The sequence below is a fragment of the Clostridium sp. KLE 1755 genome (assembly GCF_000466465.2).
GTDB lineage: Bacteria > Bacillota > Clostridia > Lachnospirales > Lachnospiraceae > Eisenbergiella > Eisenbergiella porci.
Genome location: NZ_KE992736.1, coordinates 94,211 through 116,193, shown reverse-complemented (window position 1 = coordinate 116,193; position 21,983 = coordinate 94,211). Strand labels below are relative to the sequence as shown.

The 21,983-nt window shown below is 47.9% G+C and carries 16 protein-coding genes; 1 reads left to right on the top strand and 15 read right to left on the bottom strand.

The genetic code is table 11. From position 1 onward, the window contains the following. Nucleotides 1–12: 12 nt before the first annotated feature. Both HMPREF1548_RS18330 and HMPREF1548_RS18325 read right to left on the bottom strand, forming a co-directional pair. The gene (locus HMPREF1548_RS18330) at nucleotides 13–957 is read right to left on the bottom strand and encodes an ABC transporter permease (protein WP_021637930.1); all 945 of its coding nucleotides are present in this window, start codon (nucleotides 955–957) and stop codon (nucleotides 13–15) included. A 62-nt stretch (nucleotides 958–1,019) separates the two neighbouring features. Further along, the gene (locus tag HMPREF1548_RS18325; RefSeq protein ID WP_021637929.1) at nucleotides 1,020–2,666 is read right to left on the bottom strand and encodes an ABC transporter substrate-binding protein; all 1,647 of its coding nucleotides are present in this window, start codon (nucleotides 2,664–2,666) and stop codon (nucleotides 1,020–1,022) included. A 394-nt stretch (nucleotides 2,667–3,060) separates the two neighbouring features. Between HMPREF1548_RS18325 and HMPREF1548_RS18320 the strand changes: the two genes are divergently transcribed. After that, a complete protein-coding gene (locus tag HMPREF1548_RS18320) occupies nucleotides 3,061–4,581 on the top strand; it encodes a carboxylesterase/lipase family protein (RefSeq protein WP_021637928.1) in 1,521 nt (506 codons plus the stop codon). Here HMPREF1548_RS18320 and HMPREF1548_RS18315 read toward each other — a convergent pair. The 13 genes from HMPREF1548_RS18315 to HMPREF1548_RS30935 all read right to left on the bottom strand — a co-directional run bounded on the left by HMPREF1548_RS18315 (nucleotide 4,562) and on the right by HMPREF1548_RS30935 (nucleotide 21,979). Continuing rightward, a complete protein-coding gene (locus HMPREF1548_RS18315; protein WP_021637927.1) occupies nucleotides 4,562–4,915 on the bottom strand; it encodes a DUF262 domain-containing protein in 354 nt (117 codons plus the stop codon). The two genes, HMPREF1548_RS18320 and HMPREF1548_RS18315, sit on opposite strands and share 20 nt — an antisense overlap. Nucleotides 4,916–5,027: 112 nt before the next feature. Next, nucleotides 5,028–6,341: an ATP-binding protein gene (locus HMPREF1548_RS18310; protein WP_021637926.1), complete on the bottom strand. Its 1,314-nt coding sequence runs from the start codon at nucleotides 6,339–6,341 to the stop codon at nucleotides 5,028–5,030. A gap of 394 nt (nucleotides 6,342–6,735) precedes the next feature. Beyond that, the gene (locus HMPREF1548_RS18305; RefSeq protein ID WP_021637925.1) at nucleotides 6,736–8,286 is read right to left on the bottom strand and encodes a carboxylesterase/lipase family protein; all 1,551 of its coding nucleotides are present in this window, start codon (nucleotides 8,284–8,286) and stop codon (nucleotides 6,736–6,738) included. 15 nt (nucleotides 8,287–8,301) lie between these two features. Beyond that, complete coding sequence (locus HMPREF1548_RS18300; protein WP_021637924.1) at nucleotides 8,302–9,849, bottom strand: carboxylesterase/lipase family protein; 1,548 nt, start codon at nucleotides 9,847–9,849, stop codon at nucleotides 8,302–8,304. Then, nucleotides 9,843–12,365 (bottom strand): alpha-L-arabinofuranosidase family protein, encoded by a 2,523-nt coding sequence (locus HMPREF1548_RS18295; protein WP_021637923.1) that lies wholly within the window; start codon nucleotides 12,363–12,365, stop codon nucleotides 9,843–9,845. The genes HMPREF1548_RS18300 and HMPREF1548_RS18295 overlap by 7 nt, the downstream gene beginning before the upstream one ends. Nucleotide 12,366: 1 nt before the next feature. After that, nucleotides 12,367–13,401, bottom strand: a complete 1,035-nt coding sequence (locus tag HMPREF1548_RS18290; protein WP_021637922.1) for an alpha/beta hydrolase — start codon at nucleotides 13,399–13,401, stop codon at nucleotides 12,367–12,369. A 6-nt stretch (nucleotides 13,402–13,407) separates the two neighbouring features. Next, nucleotides 13,408–14,943 carry a carboxylesterase/lipase family protein gene (locus tag HMPREF1548_RS18285; protein WP_021637921.1) on the bottom strand — a complete coding sequence of 512 codons (1,536 nt, stop codon included), beginning with the start codon at nucleotides 14,941–14,943 and terminating at the stop codon, nucleotides 13,408–13,410. 80 nt (nucleotides 14,944–15,023) lie between these two features. Then, nucleotides 15,024–16,592, bottom strand: a complete 1,569-nt coding sequence (locus tag HMPREF1548_RS18280; RefSeq protein ID WP_021637920.1) for an ABC transporter substrate-binding protein — start codon at nucleotides 16,590–16,592, stop codon at nucleotides 15,024–15,026. Nucleotides 16,593–16,849: 257 nt separating this feature from the next. After that, a complete protein-coding gene (locus HMPREF1548_RS18275; protein ID WP_021637918.1) occupies nucleotides 16,850–18,400 on the bottom strand; it encodes an ABC transporter substrate-binding protein in 1,551 nt (516 codons plus the stop codon). A 107-nt stretch (nucleotides 18,401–18,507) separates the two neighbouring features. Then, entirely contained in the window at nucleotides 18,508–19,695 is a 1,188-nt protein-coding gene (locus tag HMPREF1548_RS18270) for a sialidase family protein (RefSeq protein ID WP_051358434.1), read from the bottom strand. 44 nt (nucleotides 19,696–19,739) lie between these two features. After that, nucleotides 19,740–20,630, bottom strand: a complete 891-nt coding sequence (locus tag HMPREF1548_RS18265; protein ID WP_021637915.1) for a carbohydrate ABC transporter permease — start codon at nucleotides 20,628–20,630, stop codon at nucleotides 19,740–19,742. A gap of 17 nt (nucleotides 20,631–20,647) precedes the next feature. Next, entirely contained in the window at nucleotides 20,648–21,610 is a 963-nt protein-coding gene (locus HMPREF1548_RS18260) for an ABC transporter permease (protein WP_051358433.1), read from the bottom strand. A gap of 219 nt (nucleotides 21,611–21,829) precedes the next feature. Next, nucleotides 21,830–21,979 (bottom strand): DUF3502 domain-containing protein, encoded by a 150-nt coding sequence (locus HMPREF1548_RS30935; RefSeq protein WP_353612055.1) that lies wholly within the window; start codon nucleotides 21,977–21,979, stop codon nucleotides 21,830–21,832. Nucleotides 21,980–21,983: the final 4 nt, after the last annotated feature.

Here is a 21,983-nt window from a genome sequence, read left to right as displayed (position 1 = left end):
ATATTTTCTCCTTTATTGTAATCGGATGCAGGGATCAAGATAACCATAGCAGATATCCACCAACAGGTTAGATAATACGACTACTACAGATATAATCAGAACACATGCCTGAATAACCGGATAGTCTCTCCCAACAATGCTGTTAACCAATAAAGAACCTGTGCCATTAATTGCGTATACCGTTTCAATGGTAACTGCTCCTGAAACAATCCCCCTCAGATTCATTCCCAATAATGTAACTACCGGAATAATTGCATTTTTAATAGCGTGCCTGACGATAACCTGGGATTCCTTCAATCCCTTTGCCCGTGCAGTCCTTATGTAGTCCTGCCGAATGACTTCCAGCATGCCTGAACGCATTTGTCTGGTCAGGCTGGCAACAGCGCCAACACTGAGGCAGACCACCGGCATAATCGTCTGTTTTATACTTAATCCCACGCCTGCTGTCGGAAAAGAAAAACCATAAGAAGGCAGCCAGCCAAGCTTAATGGAAAAAATATACATTCCAACAACAGCCAGCCAGAAGCCCGGTACAACAGAACCAATATTGGCCAATACAGTCAAAACATTATCCACCGTTCTGCCTCTGTTAATTCCGCATAAAGTTCCCAGAATTATTCCCAAAAACACACTGATAATCAGAGATATCCCCCCAAGATACATGGTTACCGGTAATCGCTGCCGCAATAAATCCATTACCGGTTTCGTATATTTATAGGATAATCCCATATCTCCCTGCACAATCTTCTCAACCCAATGCCAATACCTTACCAGCATAGGTTTATCTAATTCCATGAGTAAATATTGTTTTTCATACTGCTCTCTTGTAATATCACTGCCTAATATGGCATAAACCGGATCCCCCGGCACTATGTACATCAGCAGATATGCAAAAACAGAGATCAATATAATAGTAATAGCAGCCTGTCCCAAACGCTTTATTATATATTTCTTCAAAATCCTGCTCCTTCCGTTAAAAATGATCGGCAGATATTTTTCTGCCGATCATCCCTAATCATTTACCTGGTGAGATACGCAGATTCCGGTGTCCAAATAATTGCGTTAATCTGATAAATACCGTGATCAACTAAATTACCATGGGTAAAAATTGTATCGCTGGAGATATACAGCGGCATTAATTCACAGTAGTCATCAATAACTGTTTTGGATAATTCCTGACAATACTTTTCTTTTTCTTCAAAAGTTTTACATGTGGTTGCAAGATTAATTAATTCAACGATATCTTCCTCATGCGTAACCTGGTTGACCCAACGTACACCATCCGGTAAAAATGTCCGATTATAATATGTAGTAAGATCTACTTCAGCACGCCCGGCGCTAAATATCATCCCGTTAAAGGATTCTCCATTAATACCGGATAACTCATTTGTTATAGTGGAGTCAATCAATTCCAGCTTCGCATTAATTCCAACTTCAGCCAGATAACTTTGTGCCAGAGAACAAATTTCCTCATCATCGCCGCCGTTACCATAATAAATAATCATATCAAATCCATCCGGATAGCCTGCTGCTTTCAAATATTCCCTGGCAGCTTCAGGGTCATATGGATATCCTTTTAAGTCAGGATTTGCAGACCATACATCATTCGGTCCCCACTGCGCAGTCCTTTCTATCACTGCACCGCTATTCTCCTTAATATAATTTACAATAGCATCCTTATCAATTGCAGAACATACAGCCCGGCGGGCATCAACATTTCCCATAGGGCCATCATCCTGACAACTGAACCAGAACATAAATGACATACCGCCGCTTATTAAGGATTTCGCCTCAGGAGTAAAACCGGCTTCTTTCAGGGTCCTGCTCGCATCAGAGTTACAGTTCAGGAGAACATCTATTTCCCCGGTCTGGAATGCGGATATCTGGGCGGCCTCATCCGGAATAATAGCGAACTCAATGCCGTCAAGATAGGGCAGACCTTCGATCCAGTAGTCCTCGTTTGCTTTAAATACTATCTTTTCATCAACAACCCATTCCTCAAATTTAAACGCTCCGGTTCCCACAGGATTTTTATCCAGCGCATCTGTGCCATTTGCTTTCGCATACTCTGCAGAAACCATAATTCCTGCAGTATAGAGGCAGGATGTTGCTATATTATTGGACCATTCACTTAAATGTACCACAACTGTATGGTCATCAATAATTTCATAATTATCAACACAGTTTAGTTCAATATTCCCTGCATTTGTCCATTCCTGCCAGTTCCAGACTACAGCTTCAGCATTAAAATCACTGCCGTCATGAAATTTTATGCCTTCGCGTAAATGTACCGTCAGCGTCAGATTATCCGGATCCTCTTCATAAGCAGTACAAAGCCAGGGAGTAAGTGTTCCGTCTTCCGCGTATCTGCATAAATGCTCACAGCAGGTATCCAGTATCATTGCTTCTGATGTACCAAGCCCGGTATGAACATATCCTAAATGAACAATGGCATTTTGGAGCCCGATTTTTAATGTTCCGCCGTAATTGCTGTTTTCCGCATTTGTTTCAGCGGCCTGACTATTCTCTCCGGCATTTGCTGCCGTTTCTGTTACCCTGCTTTCATCCGCTGAGCTAGAGGCTGTGTCTTTCGTTCCGCCACATCCCGCTGCAGATAGCGCCATAGTTCCCGCGAGCAGTAATGCAACCCATTTTTTAACTTTCATCTGTTTCCTCCCAATAGATTTTCTGATTTACATTTGCTAATTCATATTGCTAATTCGCTAAAATAATTTTTGCCGTTTGCTGCAGTCAAACAGCATATTATCTCATTTATTATTTTTGCTAATTAGCTGTAACGATTTAGCTAAATTTATTATATAATCTACACATCATATGTGTCAAGATATTTTAGATAGTTATATTTTTTATATGAGTCGGCTAAATAAGCTAAAACTCAAGTGCAATATTACTTTTTTCGGGGAATCTGAATCGGATCGCTGCCATTCTATCAGTGAAACTCAGAAAATGTCATACAGGAAATGGGATTTTTGCTATAAATGCCCGAATTAGATATGCTATTTTAAAAGAATAGAAAATAGATTCCAAAAGGAGGAGAAGATGGAAAGACTTAAAAACTTTGTCTGCCGCGACGGCTTTGCCGAAGTCAACACAAATGCCGGCAGAATACGGGGCTTCATGGAAAATGATGTATATACCTTTCTCGGCATTCCCTATGGTAAAGCAAAACGTTTTAAAAAAGCAGAACCGGTCAGCCCCTGGAAGGGGACATTAACTGCCACAACTTATGGCTACACCTGCCCCAATATGGATGATAACTTCTTACCGGATGAAATTATGGGCATGCCCAGGCTGTGGCATAGCTCGGAGGATTGCCTGAATCTGAATATCTGGACCACCTCCCTGGATAAAGAAGCGCAAAAACCGGTAATGGTCTTTCTGCACGGCGGGGGATATTTTTCCGGAAGCGCCATCCATCTTACCTGCTATGAAGGTAAGGAACAGGCTCTTTTAGGAGATGTGGTTTCCGTAACCGTAAACCACCGGCTTAATGTTTTAGGTTTCCTTGATTTATCTCAATATGGCGATGACTTCCGGGAATCCGGAAATGTCGGTATTCTTGATCTTGTGGAAGCCTTGAAATGGGTACAGGAAAACATTGCTTCCTTTGGCGGAAATCCTGATAATGTTACAATTTATGGACATTCCGGCGGCGGCGGAAAGGTGACCACGCTGATGCAGATGCCCTGCGCCGATGGTTTATATCACAAGGCCATTATCATGAGCGGCATTACCAGGATGGAAGGACCTGTTGACGGTCTTCCCATGAGGATTACCAGAGAAACCGCACAAAAAAATGCCAGGATTCTGGTGAATGCCACCGGCGGCACAGATAAGCTGCAGAGCATGCCTGTAAATGAACTAATGGCGCTTGTTCCCCGTACCTTTAAAGATTACTTTTTCTGGTCACCGGTGCCAGGCGCAGGAGACTATCCCGGAGATCCCGGCCAGGCCGGAATCAGAGAAGAAACCGGAAACATACCTGTTATGATCGGCAATGCATTGTGCGAATTTTCAGGTCCGGCAGACAGCCGGGATAAATCACAGGTAACGGAAGGTGAGGTCGTTAAAAAGCTTACTGAGAAATATGGTCTGAAAGGTCCGGCCCTTTATGACATTTATAAAAAAACCTATCCGAACCTGAAACCCTATTATGCGCTTACCCTGATTCCCATGGCCTTCCGCCAGGATGTTAATCTCATTTCAGAAAAACGCGCCGATTTATCCGGCGCTCCGGTATACGAATATCTGCTCGCATATGAAAGTGCCTATAACGGCGGTACAATCAGCTGGCATGGGGTGGAGCTTCCTTTTGTTTTCCATAATGCAGAAGACAAGGGCTGTGTCTTTAGCGGAGAACAGACCTGGGTTACGCAGGAAGAAATCTTTAATGCATGGATCCATTTTGCTAAATATGGAAATCCCAATCACGATTTGCTGCCCAAATGGGATCCGTTTACCAGAGAGCACCGGGCATGCATGGTTTTTGGCGCGCCATCTGCCTGCCGGGTCAATCATGATGAAGAACTGCTTTCAATTATTAACGAACTGAAAGGGTGACAAATGACGGCAGCCCCCTTTTAATGAGTCTGTGTCCGCACAAAGAGAGACCTGCAATTTCAGCAGGTCTCTCTTTGCTTGTAGTTCTCTGGTGACCATCAATAAGTCCATACTTTGTGTCATTATCCTGACAGTTGATAATAATTGTTCCGAAGAAGTATCTGTCCTTGCTTTCGCTTTCAACAAAGTCATTTATGTCTTGCCACAGCTTATCACAATTATCAATACCCCAAGAATACGCACGCTGGTATTCTGGTATGGTAAAAACAGTATCTTCTTCAAGTTTCAGATAATCACCAATCTTTTTAAGTTTGGGTTCAATATTCTTTGCCATAATCAGGCCTCCATAACCGTTCTAAATATTTCATTGAGTTGCTATTCGCCTAACAGTGATTTCTCTCCATTGTCACACAATATTCAGCTTGGATCTGCAATGAGAATGACTCTTAACTTAGTTCATCTACTGTTATATCAATCCTTTCAATCGCATAGAGCGGCAAATTTATAAGCCAATCTTCTTTTTTGAAATCTGCCATCGAAGTACGAACAGATATATCAGGTGAAAACTTCTCCTGATATGTTTTCAAGCTCTTTGCTCTAAGGTTCACTTCCGCCTTTACTTCAACCGGAATGATTTGCTCACCTGTATCAACAACAAAGTCAATCTCACAAGAACCTCTATCGTTGGTATAATAATAAATACCTAAATCTTCGATGGTTTTTAATTGCTGACAAACATACTGCTCGGTAAGAGCACCTTTGAATTCAACAAAAAGATCGTTCCCATCAAGCAAAGTACGTTGACGAAGTCCGGTCATACATCCGAGCAATCCCACATCTACCAAAAACAACTTAAATGCTTTCAAATCCTCATACGCTTTCAAAGGGATACCCACTGTATTTATACGGCTGACCTTATGAACAAGACCGCAATCACTGAGCCACATAATTGCAGTTTCATAGTCCTTAGCACGAGCCCCCTCACGAACGAGACCATAAATGAATTTCTTATTCTCTTTTGCAAGTTGAGAGGGAATACTATTCCACAGCATGCGAATCTTCGGAACGATCTCATTTGGTGCGTGTTTGGAGAAATCTTGCTCATAAGCAGCAAGGATTCTCTTTTGAATTTCACGAACCTCGTTAAAATCTTTACTCTCTGCGAAGCTTTGCACAGCTTCTGGCATACCTCCAACAAAGTAGTAGTGTTTCAGAGCATCAACATATGTTTGCTTAAAACTTGTAATCATCTGAAAGTCTTGCTTATCAAGAAGTTCTGCAAAACGCTCCTTGTCGGTAGCCATCAAAAATTCTCGAAAAGACAGCGGATAGAGTTTTAAGAAATCTACTTTGCCTACCGGAAAGGATGTACCTTGATGCAAAGCAATACCGAGCAAAGATCCTGCACAAACAATGTGATATTGCGGTGCATTTTCATAGAAATATTTGAGAGATGACAGTGCTCTCGGGACTTCCTGTACTTCATCAAAAATCAATAAAGAATTGTCTGGATTAATTTTGCGGCCAGCATACAACTCTAATCCCATAATTAAGCGGTCAGTATCCAAATCGGAGGCAAATAACTCTGCCATTCTGGAATTGGAGTCAAAATTGACATATATGGTATCTGCATACGCCTGTTTGCCAAATTCTTTCATTAGCCAGGTCTTGCCGACCTGGCGTGCCCCTTCAATAATCAAAGGTTTACGGCGCTTGCTTTGTTTCCACTTTAATAGTTTTTCAATAGCAATTCGGTACATACACGCACCTCCGTTTTTTTATAATTCAAGTATAGTTTATCTCATAATTACAAAAAATACAACGAATATTGGAAGTATAATTACATTTTTTACAGCGATTAAAGTCGGTCTTCTCTACAATATTCTGAGGAATATTAAAACACAAGCGATACTTGGCAGTTTTACCGAGCATCGCTTGCTTGTAGCTTTATTTAGTTAGCGATAAATCAATTCGCTTTTGAAGATTTCCTCCGCACGGTTACGGATGCTGTTCATAGCTCCACCCAAGTCATTTGAGCTGTTATCTTCAAATCCTCTGTCACTCCCTCAGAAGCCTTCAGTTGCTCGATAATGAGTTCCAAGCGTTTCCAGCGCCTTTTTATTTTACTGATTCTTTCTGAAGATATCTTACGCCTTACTCCTTATCTGTAAGCTTCTCCTTCCCCCAGGACAGCCTGAAGTCCAGAACCGGGCATTCCTCCAGGATCTCCGGCACAGGAGTATCCAAAAATTTCATCACCGCCTTTTTGTCCCTGCTGTAAGGCTCCCACAAGGGAAGCGGATTTCCGTTATAGTCGGTTCCGTTAGGATCCTTATATTTAACGAAATTCGTCCAGTAGGAAGTCACCTGGCGCGCCAGATCATAATGCTTCCCCTCAAAAGGCCTCCAGCTGTTGCCCAGGGAATCAAACATAAACCACAGATCCGAGCCATGGAAGGAGCCCGCATCATCTCCCGGGATATCATGATCAAAAATATAGTAATACACCTTCTGCCCCATGGAGGAACGAAGCTCACAGAAGCCCCTGGTCCCTGCCAGGAAATTGTTAAACGCATCTCCTGCCATCAGGGCGTCCGCTTCTTCGTCGTTGGTAACTTCAGCAAGCCTTAAAAACTCAGCCTCCCTGTCTCCGTATTTTTTTGCTTTCTGCAGATATTCCTGATAGTTCAAACTCCCTTTTATAAAAGGGCTTTGGGTTTCTCCCTGGCATACGCCCACGATCAGCGGGATATCCGCAACCCGGTTATTATAATAGGCGCTGGGAGCCGATTCCCGGACAAACCTGCCGTCCGTACAGAGCCCGAATACATACCTGGCCTTTTCAGAAGCCTTATCCAGTCTCCGCATCAGTTCATGGGCATCCGTCTTTTCCGCCTCCTCCAGACTGTCAATGCCGATTGTCTGCAGGAAATCGGCTCCATATTTTTCAGCCTCCTGTAAGGAAGGGATAGCAGCCATGGACTGATCCTCGTCGCCGAACATCATGGAAACAGCCGACTGGATAATCGCCCCTTTAATAAGGCCGTCATTCAATGGAGTGCATATCTGCGCCTGTACACTACGCGCGCCTGCGCTCTGCCCACAGATTACAATATTATCCGGATCCCCGCCAAAAGCCCTGATGTTATCGTATACCCAGTGGATAGCCATTGACTGATCCTGCATACCGAAATTGGAAATCACTTCCCCTTCCGGCGTCCGGGCCGTAATTTCCGGGTGGGCCAGAAAACCGAACAGGCCCAGCCGGTAAGCGACCATCACCACAATCACGCCGCGTCTTGCCACACGCTCCGGATCAAATTCCACCTCATAGCTGTAACCGTCCTGCAGTCCGCCGCCGTGAATGTAGACAAACACAGGAATATTATCCTCCGTTGTCTTTGCGGGGGTAAAAATATTCAGATACAGGCAGTCCTCGCTCATCTTATATTCCGCTGCCACAGGATGCAGCTCCTTCGTATAAAAATCATCATCCATCCCGGGATGGACACGCATCATTGCCATATCTGCATATTCATAACATTTTCTTACACCCTCCCAGTCCTCAGCCGGCTGAGGCGCCTTCCAGCGAAGTTCTCCCACAGGAGGCTTCGCATAAGGTACTCCTCTGAAAACGGTAATTCGCGGATCTTTTCCTGTCATTCCCTGAAGCAATCCGTTTTTTACTTTTACTTTTCTAAGCATAATGCATTCCTCCGCCTAATCAGTGAGCTTACTTTTACCATATTCCAGCCGGTAATCCAGAACCGGGCATTCCTCCAGTACCCCCGGAGCCGCCTGGTCCGTAAACCGCATCACCGCTTTTTTCTCTTTTCGGTAAGCATCCCACTCAGGCAGCGGGTTCCCGTTATAGTCCAGCCCATTGGGATCCCCATATTTCACAAAATTCGTCCAGTAGGAGGTCACCTGGCGCGCCAGATCATAATGCTTTCCTTCAAAAGGCCTCCAGCTGTTGCCCAGCGAATCAAACATAAACCACAGGTCCGAGCCATGGAAGGATCCCGCATCGTCTCCCGGAATATCATGATCAAAAATATAATAATACACCTTCTGTCCCATGGAGGAACGCAGCTCACAGAAGCCTCTGCTGTTACTTAAAAGCATATTCCTGGCGTCCGTCCCGGTCAGCGCCCGGGCATCCGCGTCATTGGCAACGCCCGCAGCCTTGATAAACTCCTCTTCCTTCTCTCCGAACTGCTTCGCCCACTGCAGGAAATCTTCATAAGTAAAATCTCCGCCGCCGAACATTCCCCCCTGAGTTTCTCCCCAGCATACGCCGATGATCATGGGGACATTGGGAAGCCGGTTGTTATAATAGGAATCCCACACCGATTCCTTCACAAACCTGCCGTCAATACATTGCCCGAACCCGAATCTCCAGTCGGAAGTGATGCCGCGCAGCTTCTCCATCAGCACAGAGGCATCCATCTTCTGCGCCTGCGCCAGATTTTCAATCCCCGCCTGCCTGAAAAAATCCTCCCCGTGCGCTTCCGCTTCCTTCAGCGGCATTGCCGCGCCGAAGGGTTTCTCTTCGTCCCCAAAGGCCATGGAAACACCGGACTGGCAAATCGCTCCCGCAATAATCCCTTCATTAAAGGGGCTGCACAGCTGGGCCTGCACACTGCCCGCCCCCGCGCTCTGTCCGCAGATCACAATCCGGTCGGGATTGCCGCCGAAGGCCCTGATATTTTCATGAACCCAGTGAAGCGCCAGAGACTGATCCTGGAAGCCGAAATTGGAAATCACTTCTCCCTCCGGTGTCCGGGCCGTAATTTCCGGATGGGCCAGAAAACCGAACAAGCCCAGCCGGTAGCCGATCATAACCACAATGACGCCCCGCCTGGCCACCCGCTCCGGATCAAATTCCACCTCGTAGCTATAGCCGTCCTGCAGGCCGCCTCCATGGATATAGCAGAATACGGGCAGGTTTTCATCCGCAGCAGCCGCGGGTGAAAAAATATTCAGATAGAGACAGTCCTCGCTCATTCCATAATCCGCAGCCACAGGATGCAGCTCCTTTGTATAGAAATCATCCCCTGTCCCGGGGTGCACCCTCATCATGGGCATATCCCCGTATTCATAGCATTTCCTTACGCCCTCCCAGTTTTCTGCGGTCTGCGGCGCCCTCCAGCGCAGCTCTCCCACCGGCGGTTTTGCATAGGGCACACCACGGAATACGGTAATCCGCGGATCCTTTCCCACCAGACCCTGAAGCACTCCGTTTTTTACCTGAACCTTTCTTAACATAAACTCTTCCTCCCTTCTTTTTCCATAACCAATACATTGACAGAGTGGGCAGGGATACGGTACGTAAATTCTGAACCTCCCGGAATTCTCCGGCAGACTGCGGATACATGCTCTTTGTCCTCAAAGGAATTTACCGCCCCGGGATCCGCTGCAAGCACCTCCGCCAGAACCTCCTGCGTAACCGCGCAGTCGGTACAAATCCGTACCTCCCTGTCTTCTTCATCCACGTTGACCATTTTCAGATATATTTTTTCCTTATCCTGCACAGCCAAGGCATTGATCAGCGGATGCAGCACATGCGTTTTCTTCTGCACCAGCCGGTCATTGATATAACACTCATAGCCGCAAGGCTGGCAGACCATTTTGTAATGGTTATACTCTCCATAGGGAATGGACACGGGAACCTGCTCCTCTTCGGACAGCGGCTTATCAAAAAACCGGGGAACTCTCGTGGCGCTCCTGCCCTTCTCCAGCTTCCAGACCTGGTTTCTGACGGTTCTTGTAGTCCATTCCGTGTCCTTCGGTTCATTGCAGCCGGCATCCGTTTCCGGATGATGGTTCCAGGCGGACAGGGTGAGCGGATTATCCTCTTCGCATTTTATATCAATTTCAAAGGTATACTCCTCCAGCTCATCCGTCCCGAAAGCAGCCCAGATAACCGGATTCTCATGAAAATTGCCGCTTCCTATAAACTCCTCAAAGGCTTCATTCCATTCCCTGCTTTTTCCGGTGCAGTGATGCTTCCGGTTTCCGAAAACCATCCGCCAGGCGTCCCCCGCTTCTTCGATTTCCCCGTAAATACATTTGGAAACCTCCACCGGCCGCCCGTTTATCCTGGCATTTTTGAAAAGAAGGCCCTCCTTCTCACACATAATGCCGGGAATCCCTTTGTACACCGGGGGCTTTGCCTCGCTTTCCGTCTCGGTTTCCACCACCTCATCCCCTCTGTATTTTCCCAGAAGAGAAACGGCATGATAGCTGGGAATGCCGTAAACCTGATGATTGTCAAAAACAATCATATTCGGCTTCCAGGCAGTATAATCCGAATTCTGGAACAACGGGGCATAAGCCGTCAGCCTGACAATATCCTGATTTTTCTCCGCGCCCAGCAAAAAGGCTGACTCCGCAAGGGCGCATTCCATGGAAGCAATGGTATTTCCACCATTTACCGCATATTCCCCCAGGAAAATATTCGGGCCGCTCCTGTCGTAATCGTCAAACAGATCCACATTTTCCAGGAAAAATTCCGGTGCATCATAATAATGCTCGTCTGCAAAATCCGTGGGAAGCTTTTCCCTTTCCGTGTGACCGTTGGAAATATAAATCACCTGAGGGAAGGCAGCCTTCAGCGCATGATAGAACAGCTCATAGCGCGCATTATATTCCGGGCCGAAGTTCTCATTTCCGATTTCCACATATTTCAGACGGAAGGGCTCCTTCCTGCCGTACTGCGCGCGGAGGCTTCCGTAAGGGGTATCCTCGGAGCCCAGAGCGTACTCCAGGGCATGCAGAGCTTCCTCCAGATATTCCCGGGTTGCCTCCTCTGAAAAACCGCCGCCGTGACGCGCCTGGCAGCTCATCCCGCAGTTGCACACATACATGGCCTCCATCTCCAGATCCTCGCACAGCTGCAGATATTCATGAAAGCCAAGGCCGTTTGTGGTGCGGTAATGCCACATCAGCTGGGCGCTTGGCCGCTCCCATACAGGCCCGATGGTACGGGAAAAACGGAGGGAGTTCTGTTCGTTGATCCCTTCCACAACACAGCCGCCGGGGAAACGGATAAACTTCGCGTGGGTATTCTTCAGGGCCATTGCCAGATCCTCCCGCAGGCCGTGCCCTTTAAACGTTTTTTTCGGCATCAGGGAAGTGAATCCCAGGGTAACCGTACAGGCCCCATCGCAGGAAATGCTGATCCTGCCCTTAAAATCAGTGCCGCAGGCCGTCAGATCGCAGTCGTACCTCAAATAGCCGGCGCTCTTTTGCAGCGTAAGCCTGCTGCTCCCAAGGCTTACGCCCTCCTCTGACTCCAGCGCCACGGTAAGCCCCGCAGCCGCGTCTGATTGCACAAAAAAGTAAAAATGGTATTCCTCACCCTCCTTTACGGGTACGCCGAAATATCCGATGTTATAGATTTTTCCCCCCGGGGCGAACGTTGTCCGCAGGGCGGCCTTCCTGTTTGGATTGAGCGTGCCTTCCGTCAGAAGCGAAAAGGAGGCGTCCTGTGCATACCATCCGGGGATTTCAGTATCCGGTACCGCAGCCGCCCACTCATCCATGCCTTCTCCATGATTGAAGGCGCCGGGCCAGCCGTATTCCGTTACAAAAATCCTCTGATCAGGGTCTGTGGTACAGCCCTCGGGAAGCAGGGAATCCTCAAACGCCCTGTTCCGGATCATTTCAGGATACAGCCCTCCGTCAGCCGCGTGGTTGATATCTTCAAAAAATAAACCATAAAACTCCGGTGCTGTATGGAATTTTACCTTTTCGGTATGAATGTGAATTGTATTTTTCATGTCATCTCCTGTTATTCTGATAGATTCTCTGCATAAAGGCATCCGCCAGGGGCAGCCACAGTTCAAAATTCGGGTAATCATAGTTCCCGAACACAGATACCCCCGCCTGTCCGTGGGGCACGCCGGTAAAGGTATGTACCTCCGCCCGGATGCCGTGTGAGAGCAAATCTCTGTATACCCAATGCAGGTTATCCAGGGCCTTATCCTCCATTCCCACTGCAAAAAGCACCGGAGGATATACGACCTTTGTATAGTCGATTTCTCTGCCTTCCCAGCGGGGACCGTACACACAGAGGAAGGCGTCTGGCGCTCCGCGGTATTCATCCAGTTCGTCCGGAACGTAACCGGGAAAATGATCTGTTACCTTCTGGTTTCCTGAATAATAACGGATACATTCCTCTCCCGTCAGCCCGCCGTTGGAAAATCCTGCAAAGGCCACCTGATTTTCTTTGATCCGGTACCTGGATGCATTCTTTCGAATCATGCGGATCAGCCTTGCCGCATCTGCGCCGCATTCCTGGCCGGTATAGGGCATCATATTGGTTCTGTTCAGAAGCATGAAGCTTTGATAGCCCAGCCGGTTGAAGTCCAGACAGCTCTGGTAGGCTTCATGGATCACACAGTCCCCGTGATCCCCGCCCGCGCACAGAATGACGGCCCCTTTTGGCTGCACCTTCTCAGGCAGCAGGAATTCATACATATAGGGCCTGAATTCCGGGTCGTGATTATAACGCAGGCCCGGGTTCTCCGTATATTCCCCCGTGGCCGGCATATTTCCCTCCGGCCACAGATAAATGCGGGAAGGCGCATCCGGCAGCTTTTCCAGCGTATCCATGAAAGCATGATATTCTGCTGCCAACCGCCGCTGTTTTGCCTCATCCTGTTCTTCCAGCATCTCTCTTCTCATGCCGTGCAGCTTAACCAGCTTTTCAATCGGGTAGCAGGGAGCGTCTTCAAAATATGTCACGCTGCGGTGCTGTGCGGCGGCGCATTCCTGCGCGGCGATGCTCTGAACTATTTCATTTTCACTTTTCATATGCTTTTACCTCTGCAATGTATCATCGATTCTGAATTTCATAAGGGGATCAATCTTTACCCTGGATTCAGCCGGTTTGTCCGTAAATTCCATCACAAAATCATTCTCCGCCGTATAGGACTTCCACTCCGGCAGTTCTTCCCCAATGGTATCCGTTCCGTTGGGATTACCGTTTTTTACAAAATTCACCCAATAGGAGCTGACCTGGCGCGCCAGATCATAATGCCGGCCGGTAAACGGACGCCAGCACCTTGCCAGGCTGTCATAGGCAAACCACATCTCGCTTCCGTGGTAGCTGCCGGCCTGATCCTCGCCGGGGATATCCGCATCAAACTCATACAGATAGGTTTCCCTGCCCTGGCTGCTCTGCAGGCAGCCGAACATCCGGGCCCCTGCGACCAAATCCAGCATGGCATCACAGGAAAACAGCGCCTTTGCATCCGCGTCATTTTCCACCCGGCTGATGCTCATAAATTCCTCCGCCTTTTCGCCAAAGCCGGCGGCATACTCCCGCAGTCCGGCCACGGTATCTATGGTTTTGCCGAAGGCTCTGGAAAAGCCTTCCGCTTCTCCCCGGTTATAACCCGCCAGCACCGGGATTTTATGATGATGGTTCTTTTTATAGGCGTCAAAATTGGATTCCTGAATCAGGATGCCGTCAATCGCAGGCTCGAAGTGGATGCCAGGGCCTAAAAGCACATCCTCCAGGCGCACCAGCTCCTCTGCCGGCATTTTTCTCGCTTCCTCCAGACTGCAAAATCCCGCCTTTTCAAAAAATTCTGCGCCAACCCTTTCCGCCTTTTCCAGCGGATGGCTTCTGTCTTCCTTTTCCGCAAAAGCCACCGTGACGCTGCTTTCAATAATCGCGCCGCACATCAGCCCCTCCGCCATGGGGGAGGTCATCAAATTCTGCACGCTCATAGCGCCCGCCGATTGCCCCGCAATGGTAATCCGGTCCGGATCCCCTCCGAAAGCGGCGATATTGCGTTTTACCCATTTTAAGGCGGCCAGCTGGTCCAGTGTCCCATAGTTGCCCTTCGGATCCTCCGGCGCTTCCTTCGATAACCAGGGATGGGCCAAAAATCCCAGGACACCCAGACGGTAAGCAATGGATACCACCACGATACCCTTCTGAGCCATATGTTCCCAGTCAAATTCTATTTCATAGGGATAACCGCCCTTAAAACCGCCTCCATGGATATACATCAGCACCGGAAGCTTTTCCTCCCCTGTCCTCGCAGGCGTGTATACATTCAGGTACAGGCAGTCCTCGCTCATTTCAAATTCAGGGCCGGTGGGATGAATTTCCCTGGTCCAGAATTCCCTGGGATTACTTCCCGGCACGGGCTGGCAGGCGATAGGGCCGTACTGATCCGCCATTCTCACGCCTTCCCATCCTGCGGCAGGCTGCGGCGCCCTCCAGCGCAGCTCCCCTACAGGAGGCGCTGCGTAAGGAATGCCTTTGAATACGGCAATTCTGGGATCCCATCCGTGAATTCCCTGAAGTTTTCCAGTTTCTATTGTAACCTGTAAGTTTTCCATACCTTCTCCTTTTCCCTCTCATTATTTTATGTAACATATCCGGCGGCAGCCGGCCATATGCTTACGCTTGTTTTTTCCGTTTACTGTGCTGCAAGCCATGCATCAAACTGTTTCTGTTCTTCCGCTATAATCTCATCAATCCCCGCAGCCTTCAGTTCCTCATTAAATTTTTCCAGATAAGAATCCACGTCCACCAGCCCGTACAGCAAAGCGCCTCTGTACTCTGATACAACGGATGCACAGGCGGCCATCTGATCATATACCGGGGCGCTGTCAAAGACAAAGCCCATTGCTTCAGAGAATTTCGCATGGTTTGGGGCATCCAGCATATCGGTATAGTAAGTCGTCATATCGGTTTCCAGGGGAATACTCAGGCACTGGTTGGGGAAGAACCATGGTACATTGGACATCCATGTCTGATTTGTTGCATCAATTCCCTCCGGGTAACGGGCAATCCCTTTCTCATCTATTGTATAGTTATGTCCTTCCACTCCCAAAATGAAATAACGTGCCAACGTCTCGTCCGTAGCCATCAGATACAAAAGCTTCATGGCCGCATCAGGATGCTTGCAAACTGTGGAAATCATCCATCCGCCCAGCACAGAAGCGCTGGTTCCGGTCAGATCTGTCAGAGGGAAATATACTGCCTCGTAAGGGCTGCTGGCATTCAGGGCTCTGATATAATCTATACTGTAGCCGCCCATATAACAGCCGGCAGCAACTGCATTATTGTACTGGTTAAAGGTCAATTCATTATTCAGCGGGTCGTCCATCATTAAACCGGCTTCTTTCCATTCCTTCATGCGATAGCAGTAGTCCTTCCACTCCTGCGTCTCATAAAGGTTTACCACCTCTTTATTGCCAACACCACGGTTCATCAGCACTCCCAGCCAGTTCGGATTGCCGAAGCTGTCAATATTGATCGCCAGTTCATTGTTGGTATTGATCATGTACGCATATTCCGGATGAATTGCCTTAGCGTCTTTCATAATCTGAGTCATTTCATCCATGGTAATCCGCTCACCGTCGCGATCAGCAATCCCCAGATCCTCGGCTACATCTTTTCTCAGCATATATGTTTCGAAGGTGGCATAACTGTCTACGGCCGGGACTGCATACTGCACTCCCCCGATCTGCTGCGTTTTTAATACATTATCCGGATACATTTCCCATAAGTCCGGATATACATCCAGATATTTATCCATCGGAATACACTGTTCGTTCTTTACACAGCCATCCACGGTAGAATAGGCTCTCCAGCAGAACAGATCCAGGGGCTTCTGATTATCTGAAAGCATTAACGTCATCTGCGTGGCCAAATCACCGAAGGCAATCTGTATGGCATCCACCTTTACTCCGGCGTTAATGGAAATCAGGTACTCATTCATTGCGTCTTCAATTAACTGTTCATCCGGCATTGGACTGAAAGATGTAACCTGAACACTTACCACCGGCCAGTCGTCCGGATTCTCGGCTGCTTCAAATACATCAGCTGAAGCTGAACCTTCTGCTGTTTCTCCGGCAGCTGACGTAACGGATGATTCCATTTCCTTTCCGGGCGCCGGCGCCTCTGTAGTCTGGCTATTGCAGCCGGCCAGTGTTCCCAGCATCGCTGCAGTTAAAAGCAGTGAAATCAGTTTCTTTTTCATAAAATGTTCTCCTTTACATTTTTAAGAAAACCGCAGCATCGGTTTTCTTCTTATTAAATGTTACAGTTCAGCCTTCGGCTGCCCTGTAACGGTTAAATTCATTCTATACGTTCCTTCCATTGAAGAATATTCATTTTCAGATGCAGTTAATCACATTTTCTGACTATGGATAAGTCAGCATTTCCAGCACCGGAAATGCAAAAGCGCCGGCCACAGTTTCCCATAGCCGGCAGCTTCCTGTTTTTATTAATACCTTCTTACTGTGCAGCAAGCCAGGCGTCAAACTGTTTCTGCTCTTCTGCAATAATCTCATCGATTCCTGCGGCCTTCAGCTCTTCGTTGAATTTCTCAAGGTAAGAGTCCACATCTACCAGGCCATACAACAGGGCGTCCCTGTATTCCGCCACAACCGTTGTACAGGCTGCCATCTGATCATATACCGGAGCGCTGTCAAAAATGAAGCCCATAGCTTCTGAGAATTTTGCGTGATTGGGAGCATCCAGCATATCGGTATAATACGTAGACATTTCCACTTCCAGGGGAAGGCTCAGGCACTGGTTGGGATAATACCAGGGACCATTCATATTCCAGGTGGCGTTGTTGGCGTCTACCCCTTCAGGGAAACGGGCAATCCCGTTTTCATCTACTGTGTAATTATGGCCTTCAATGCCCAGAATCATATACCGTGCAACCACCTCGTCGGTTGCCATCAGATACAGGATCTTCATGGCTGCATCAGGATTTTTGCAGACAGTGGAAATCATCCATCCGCCCAGTACGGAAGCACTGGTTCCCACCAGATCCGTCAGCTGGAATTCAATGGGTTCATAGGGGCTGTAAGAAATCAGCGCCTTGATATAGTCGGGGCTGTAGCCGCCAAGGTAGCAGCCTGCCGCCACGCCATTATTATACTGTGTGATAGTTCTTTCATTATTCAGAGGGTCATCCAGCTGTAAGCCCGCTTCATTCCAGTCCTTCATCCGATAGCAGAAATCACGCCATTCCTCAGTTTCATAAAGATTTACTATTTCAGTATTATCAACGCCGCGGTTAAACAGAACACCAAGCCAGTTGGGATTTCCCAGGCTGTCGATATCAAGTACGGCTTCATCATTGGTATTTACCATATAGGAAAATTCCGGATGAATTGCCTTGGCATCCTTCATGATCTGCGTCATCTCATCAAGCGTAATGCGCTCGCCGTCCCTGTCGGCAATCCCCAGCTCCTCCGCTATATCCTTTCTTAAGGCATACACCTCATAGGTTGCGTAGCTGTCAACGGAAGGGACTGCGTACTGAACGCCGGAAACCTGCTGCGTCTTTAATACTTTTTCCGGATACATTTCCCAAAGATCCGGGTACACATCCTTGTAAGGATCCAGGGAAATACACTGCTCATTCTTTACACAGCTGTCCACGTTGGAATAAAATCTCCAGCAGAACACATCCAGCGGGTTCTGATTATCGGACAGCATCAGTGTCATCTGCGTTGCAAGGTCGCCGAAGTTAATGCCAATCAGATCCACCTTCACTCCTGCGTTAATAGATACCAGATACTCGTTTAATGCGTCTTCAACCATTGTTTCATCCGGCATGTCATAGCTCAGCGACTGCACCGCAATCACCGGCCACTCGTCCGGGTTTTCAGATGCTTCAAGCGGCTGGGCCGATTCTCCCTGTGCAGCTGCCGTGCTTTCCGCCGGGCCCGACGCGCCGGCCGATCCATTCCCTGCAGGCTCAGATCCACAGCCTATAAGCGTTCCCAGCATTGCCGCAACAAGGATAAGTGATACCAGTTTCTTTTTCATAGTACTTCCTCCTGCTTTTTTATCGATAACCCTATCTTAAAACTTTCTTTACTGCTAAAATATTCATTTTCCGAGATCCACTGTGGCATTTTCTGTCTCCGAAGCACTTATGCCCGTACATAAACATCTGCAACCGCAGCTTCTATCAGCGCCTGTCTGTCTGAAATCTGACAGGGGCTCAGATTCAGGATCTGCCTGCCTCCCTTAAGCGGAAGGATACACTGGCTGTAGCCTGTATAATTATAATTATTGTCAATCGGAATCAGGCTGTCCATCTTTTCCCAGAAGCCCATCCCCAGCTCTGAATTGGCAAAAATATGGGAAAAGCCTCTTCCTGTCACCAGGATTGTCCCGTCCTTTCCTCCCTTGTCAATCCATGCCACATAGGGTGTGCCAGTGAGATAACTGCCGTCGGCCGCAATCACCGGATTGCCCATAAAATCAGGCTCCCCCCAGTCATCCATGGAATCAGAAATCCTGAAATATACAGGGATTCTGTCCTGGTTTACCATTTCATAGACCATAATAAATTTCCCGTTCGGCAGATAAGCCACCACAGGCATGCCGGGCCGGAGTATTCCATCGGGAAAAGCAACGTCGATTTTCTCTTCTCCCCAGGTATAGCCGCCATCCTCCGATACCTTATGCGCCAGAAGCTGGTTATAATTTCCATGATCCTTATACCGTTCATCCGAATAATAACAGAACAGCTTTCCGTCAGGGGACTGCAACAGGAAGGGTTCCCATACAGGCAGGCCCATGATATGCTTTTCATCCCTTTCCCCTTTTATGATTTCGCTGACAAACTCCCAGGTTTTTCCCGCATCCCCGCTTTTATACAGATGCAGGGCGGTAGTGCCCATATCTTGCGGAATCATATTGCCGGCGCAAAGAATTGTTCCCTCTTTCAGTACCCCCATATCACAGGGCAGCTCGAACAGGTGCGGCTGGAAGCGGCATCCGTATCCAAGCTGCGTATCCTCAACACAGCTTAAGTAATGCCAACTGTGCGCGTCATCCGTACTTTCATAAATCGGGAAAACAGGGGTTGTCTGCGTATAATATTCCATGGTGGCCAGAAGCGTTCCGTTCTTTTCTCCGTTATGCTCCAGACAGATGCAGCGGGGATACATGGAGCCGGGCCCCCTCTGTCCTTCAAAAGGCTCGCCCGGGCAAAAAACCACGCTGGTATATCTTTTCTTCAGAAGAATGGAACAGCTGCCTCCCTCTTTGGGGACATGGCCGCCGTTGGGGGCATAAAGGGAATCGTGGATTAATTTACTGTCTACTGTCATAGTCTTTTGGCTCCTTTTCTTATCTGTTTACCATTCGTCCTGTACTAGCCCTTGACACCGCCGATTACAATCCCCTTAATAAACGCTTTCTGGAAGAAGGGATAGATAATCATTATCGGGACAACGGAAATTACCGCAATCGCCATTCTTACCCCGGATGTGGGGATCTGTGTCGTAATCTGGGCGCTGCCCGCATCCAGCGTATTTTCCTTCAGGAACTGCACGTTGTTCATCATGGAATTCAGCACGTTCTGGATGGAATACAAATCACTTCTTCTGGTCAGATAATACAGGCCGTTAATCCAGTCATTCCAGTAAGCCAGCGCGGAGAACAGCGCTACCGTGGACAGCATGGGCTTGGAAAGGGGAAGCGCAATCCGAAACAGCATCCCCAGTTCCCCGCAGGAATCCATCTCCGCCGCCTCCAGGATATCCTTGGGCACATTGGTAGTAAAATAGGTCCTCATCAAAATGACGTTATAGGCTCCCAGCGCCAGGTTCGGCAGCAGCAGTCCCAGCAGGCTGTCCCCCACATGCATGTACTGGCTCCAAATAATATAGGAAGGAACCATACCGCCGGAAAACAGCATCGTGAAAAAGATGAAAAAGGACAGGAAATTCCTTCCTGGCAAATCCTGCTTGGACAGCAGATAAGCCATGAACATTGTCATCGTCACATTCAGCGTAGTTCCCACCAATGTAACCAGAATTGTCACCCCATAGGCCCTGGTAATCTTGCCCGCAGCCTGAAACAGATACTCATAGGCACGGAAATTTATTTTTCTCGGGAAAAAAGAATAGCCGTAAAGCGTCAGGGTTGCTTCATCTGTAATGGACGCCGTAATCAACAGGATGAACGGCAGCAGACAGCAAAGCATCAAAAGTATCATTATTATATTCGCAAATATGCGAAAACCTTTATTCGTACCAGCCATATTTATTTTCCTCCTCCTTAGAACAACGCGCTGTCAGGCTCTGTCCTGCGTACGATGGCATTGGTCAGCATAACCACAAAGAAGCCAAGTACGGACTGCATAAAGCCTGCCGCCAGAGATCTTCCCACGTCATGATCCTGCATCAGCGTGCGGTATACGAAGGTGTCAATGGTGGTGGTTGTGGAATAAAGCAGGCCGCTGTTCTGAGGCACCTGATAGAATAACCCGAAATCAGAAGCGAACATTCTTCCCAGCGCCATAATGGTCAGGATAATCACTGTAGGCTTCAGCAACGGCAGCGTAATCCTCGTGATCTGCTGCCATGTGGTGGCGCCGTCCACCACTGCCGCCTCATAATAGGTTTTGTCAAATCCGATAATGGTTGCAAAATACACAATACTCTGGAAACCGAAGCTTCTCCACAGCTGCACGATGGTCAGGATAAAAGGCCAGTATTTAGCTTCCGTATACCACTGGATTCCTTCTTTCCCCAGCGGTTCCAGAATTCCTTTGTTTACAAAGCCGTTCGTGCTGGATAAAAAGGCATATACCAGATAACCGATCAGAACCGTACTCACCAGATGGGGAATCAGTATGGTGGTCTGATATACCTGCTGTGCTGTTTTCTTTCGTACCTCATTTAAAAGGATTGCAACAAAGATTGCAAAAACAGTACCTAAAAACAGGAATAGAACATTGTATCCTATGGTATTGCGGAACATGATTTTAGCCCATTTGGAACCAAACAGATACGTAAAATTACTCAGTCCGTTCCAGGGACTTTTGATAATTCCCTTGGCAAAGCTGTATTTCTTGAATGCAAGAATCAGGCCTCCCATGGGAAGATAATTGTTAATTATCAGGTATATAAATCCCGGCAGTGCGCAAAGATAAAGCGGGGCATATTTCCGAAGCTTTCTCAATGTCTGACTTTTCTTTACAGCCTTTTTTTCAGCTGCGTTCATATTCTTAGTTATCATCTCATCATTCCCTTCCGTCCTGGAAATAAAGTGCACAGTCAAATACCCTGCCGCAAGCAGCGGGCATCAAGCTTGCAGCGCCGCAAGCGGCAGGATATTTAACCCTCGCGGCAGTCGCCAGATGGACATGCGGGCATGTCCGCCCGGCTCGTTGCCCGCGGGAATAAATGCCGGCCATAGCCGCCTACAGCCGGCAACATATCTTTATTCTTTGTCAGTTTACTGTACGGCAAGCCATGCATCGAACTGCTTCTGTTCTTCTGCAATAATCTCGTCAATTCCTGCTGCCTTCAGCTCCTCGTTGAACTTTTCAAGATAGGAATCCACATCCACAAGGCCGTATAACAGGGCGTCCCTGTATTCCGCCACAACC

Excerpts from the sequence above, each read along its gene's own strand:
- HMPREF1548_RS18325 (WP_021637929.1), bottom strand. The coding sequence starts at position 2,666 with ATGAAAGTTAAAAAATGGGTTGCATTACTGCTCGCGGGAACTATGGCG.
- HMPREF1548_RS18320 (WP_021637928.1), top strand. The coding sequence starts at position 3,061 with ATGGAAAGACTTAAAAACTTTGTCTGCCGCGACGGCTTTGCCGAAGTC.
- HMPREF1548_RS18315 (WP_021637927.1), bottom strand. The coding sequence starts at position 4,915 with ATGGCAAAGAATATTGAACCCAAACTTAAAAAGATTGGTGATTATCTG.
- HMPREF1548_RS18310 (WP_021637926.1), bottom strand. The coding sequence starts at position 6,341 with ATGTACCGAATTGCTATTGAAAAACTATTAAAGTGGAAACAAAGCAAG.
- HMPREF1548_RS18305 (WP_021637925.1), bottom strand. The coding sequence starts at position 8,286 with ATGCTTAGAAAAGTAAAAGTAAAAAACGGATTGCTTCAGGGAATGACA.
- HMPREF1548_RS18300 (WP_021637924.1), bottom strand. The coding sequence starts at position 9,849 with ATGTTAAGAAAGGTTCAGGTAAAAAACGGAGTGCTTCAGGGTCTGGTG.
- HMPREF1548_RS18295 (WP_021637923.1), bottom strand. The coding sequence starts at position 12,365 with ATGAAAAATACAATTCACATTCATACCGAAAAGGTAAAATTCCATACA.
- HMPREF1548_RS18290 (WP_021637922.1), bottom strand. The coding sequence starts at position 13,401 with ATGAAAAGTGAAAATGAAATAGTTCAGAGCATCGCCGCGCAGGAATGC.
- HMPREF1548_RS18285 (WP_021637921.1), bottom strand. The coding sequence starts at position 14,943 with ATGGAAAACTTACAGGTTACAATAGAAACTGGAAAACTTCAGGGAATT.
- HMPREF1548_RS18280 (WP_021637920.1), bottom strand. The coding sequence starts at position 16,592 with ATGAAAAAGAAACTGATTTCACTGCTTTTAACTGCAGCGATGCTGGGA.
- HMPREF1548_RS18275 (WP_021637918.1), bottom strand. The coding sequence starts at position 18,400 with ATGAAAAAGAAACTGGTATCACTTATCCTTGTTGCGGCAATGCTGGGA.
- HMPREF1548_RS18270 (WP_051358434.1), bottom strand. The coding sequence starts at position 19,695 with ATGACAGTAGACAGTAAATTAATCCACGATTCCCTTTATGCCCCCAAC.
- HMPREF1548_RS18265 (WP_021637915.1), bottom strand. The coding sequence starts at position 20,630 with ATGGCTGGTACGAATAAAGGTTTTCGCATATTTGCGAATATAATAATG.
- HMPREF1548_RS18260 (WP_051358433.1), bottom strand. The coding sequence starts at position 21,610 with ATGATAACTAAGAATATGAACGCAGCTGAAAAAAAGGCTGTAAAGAAA.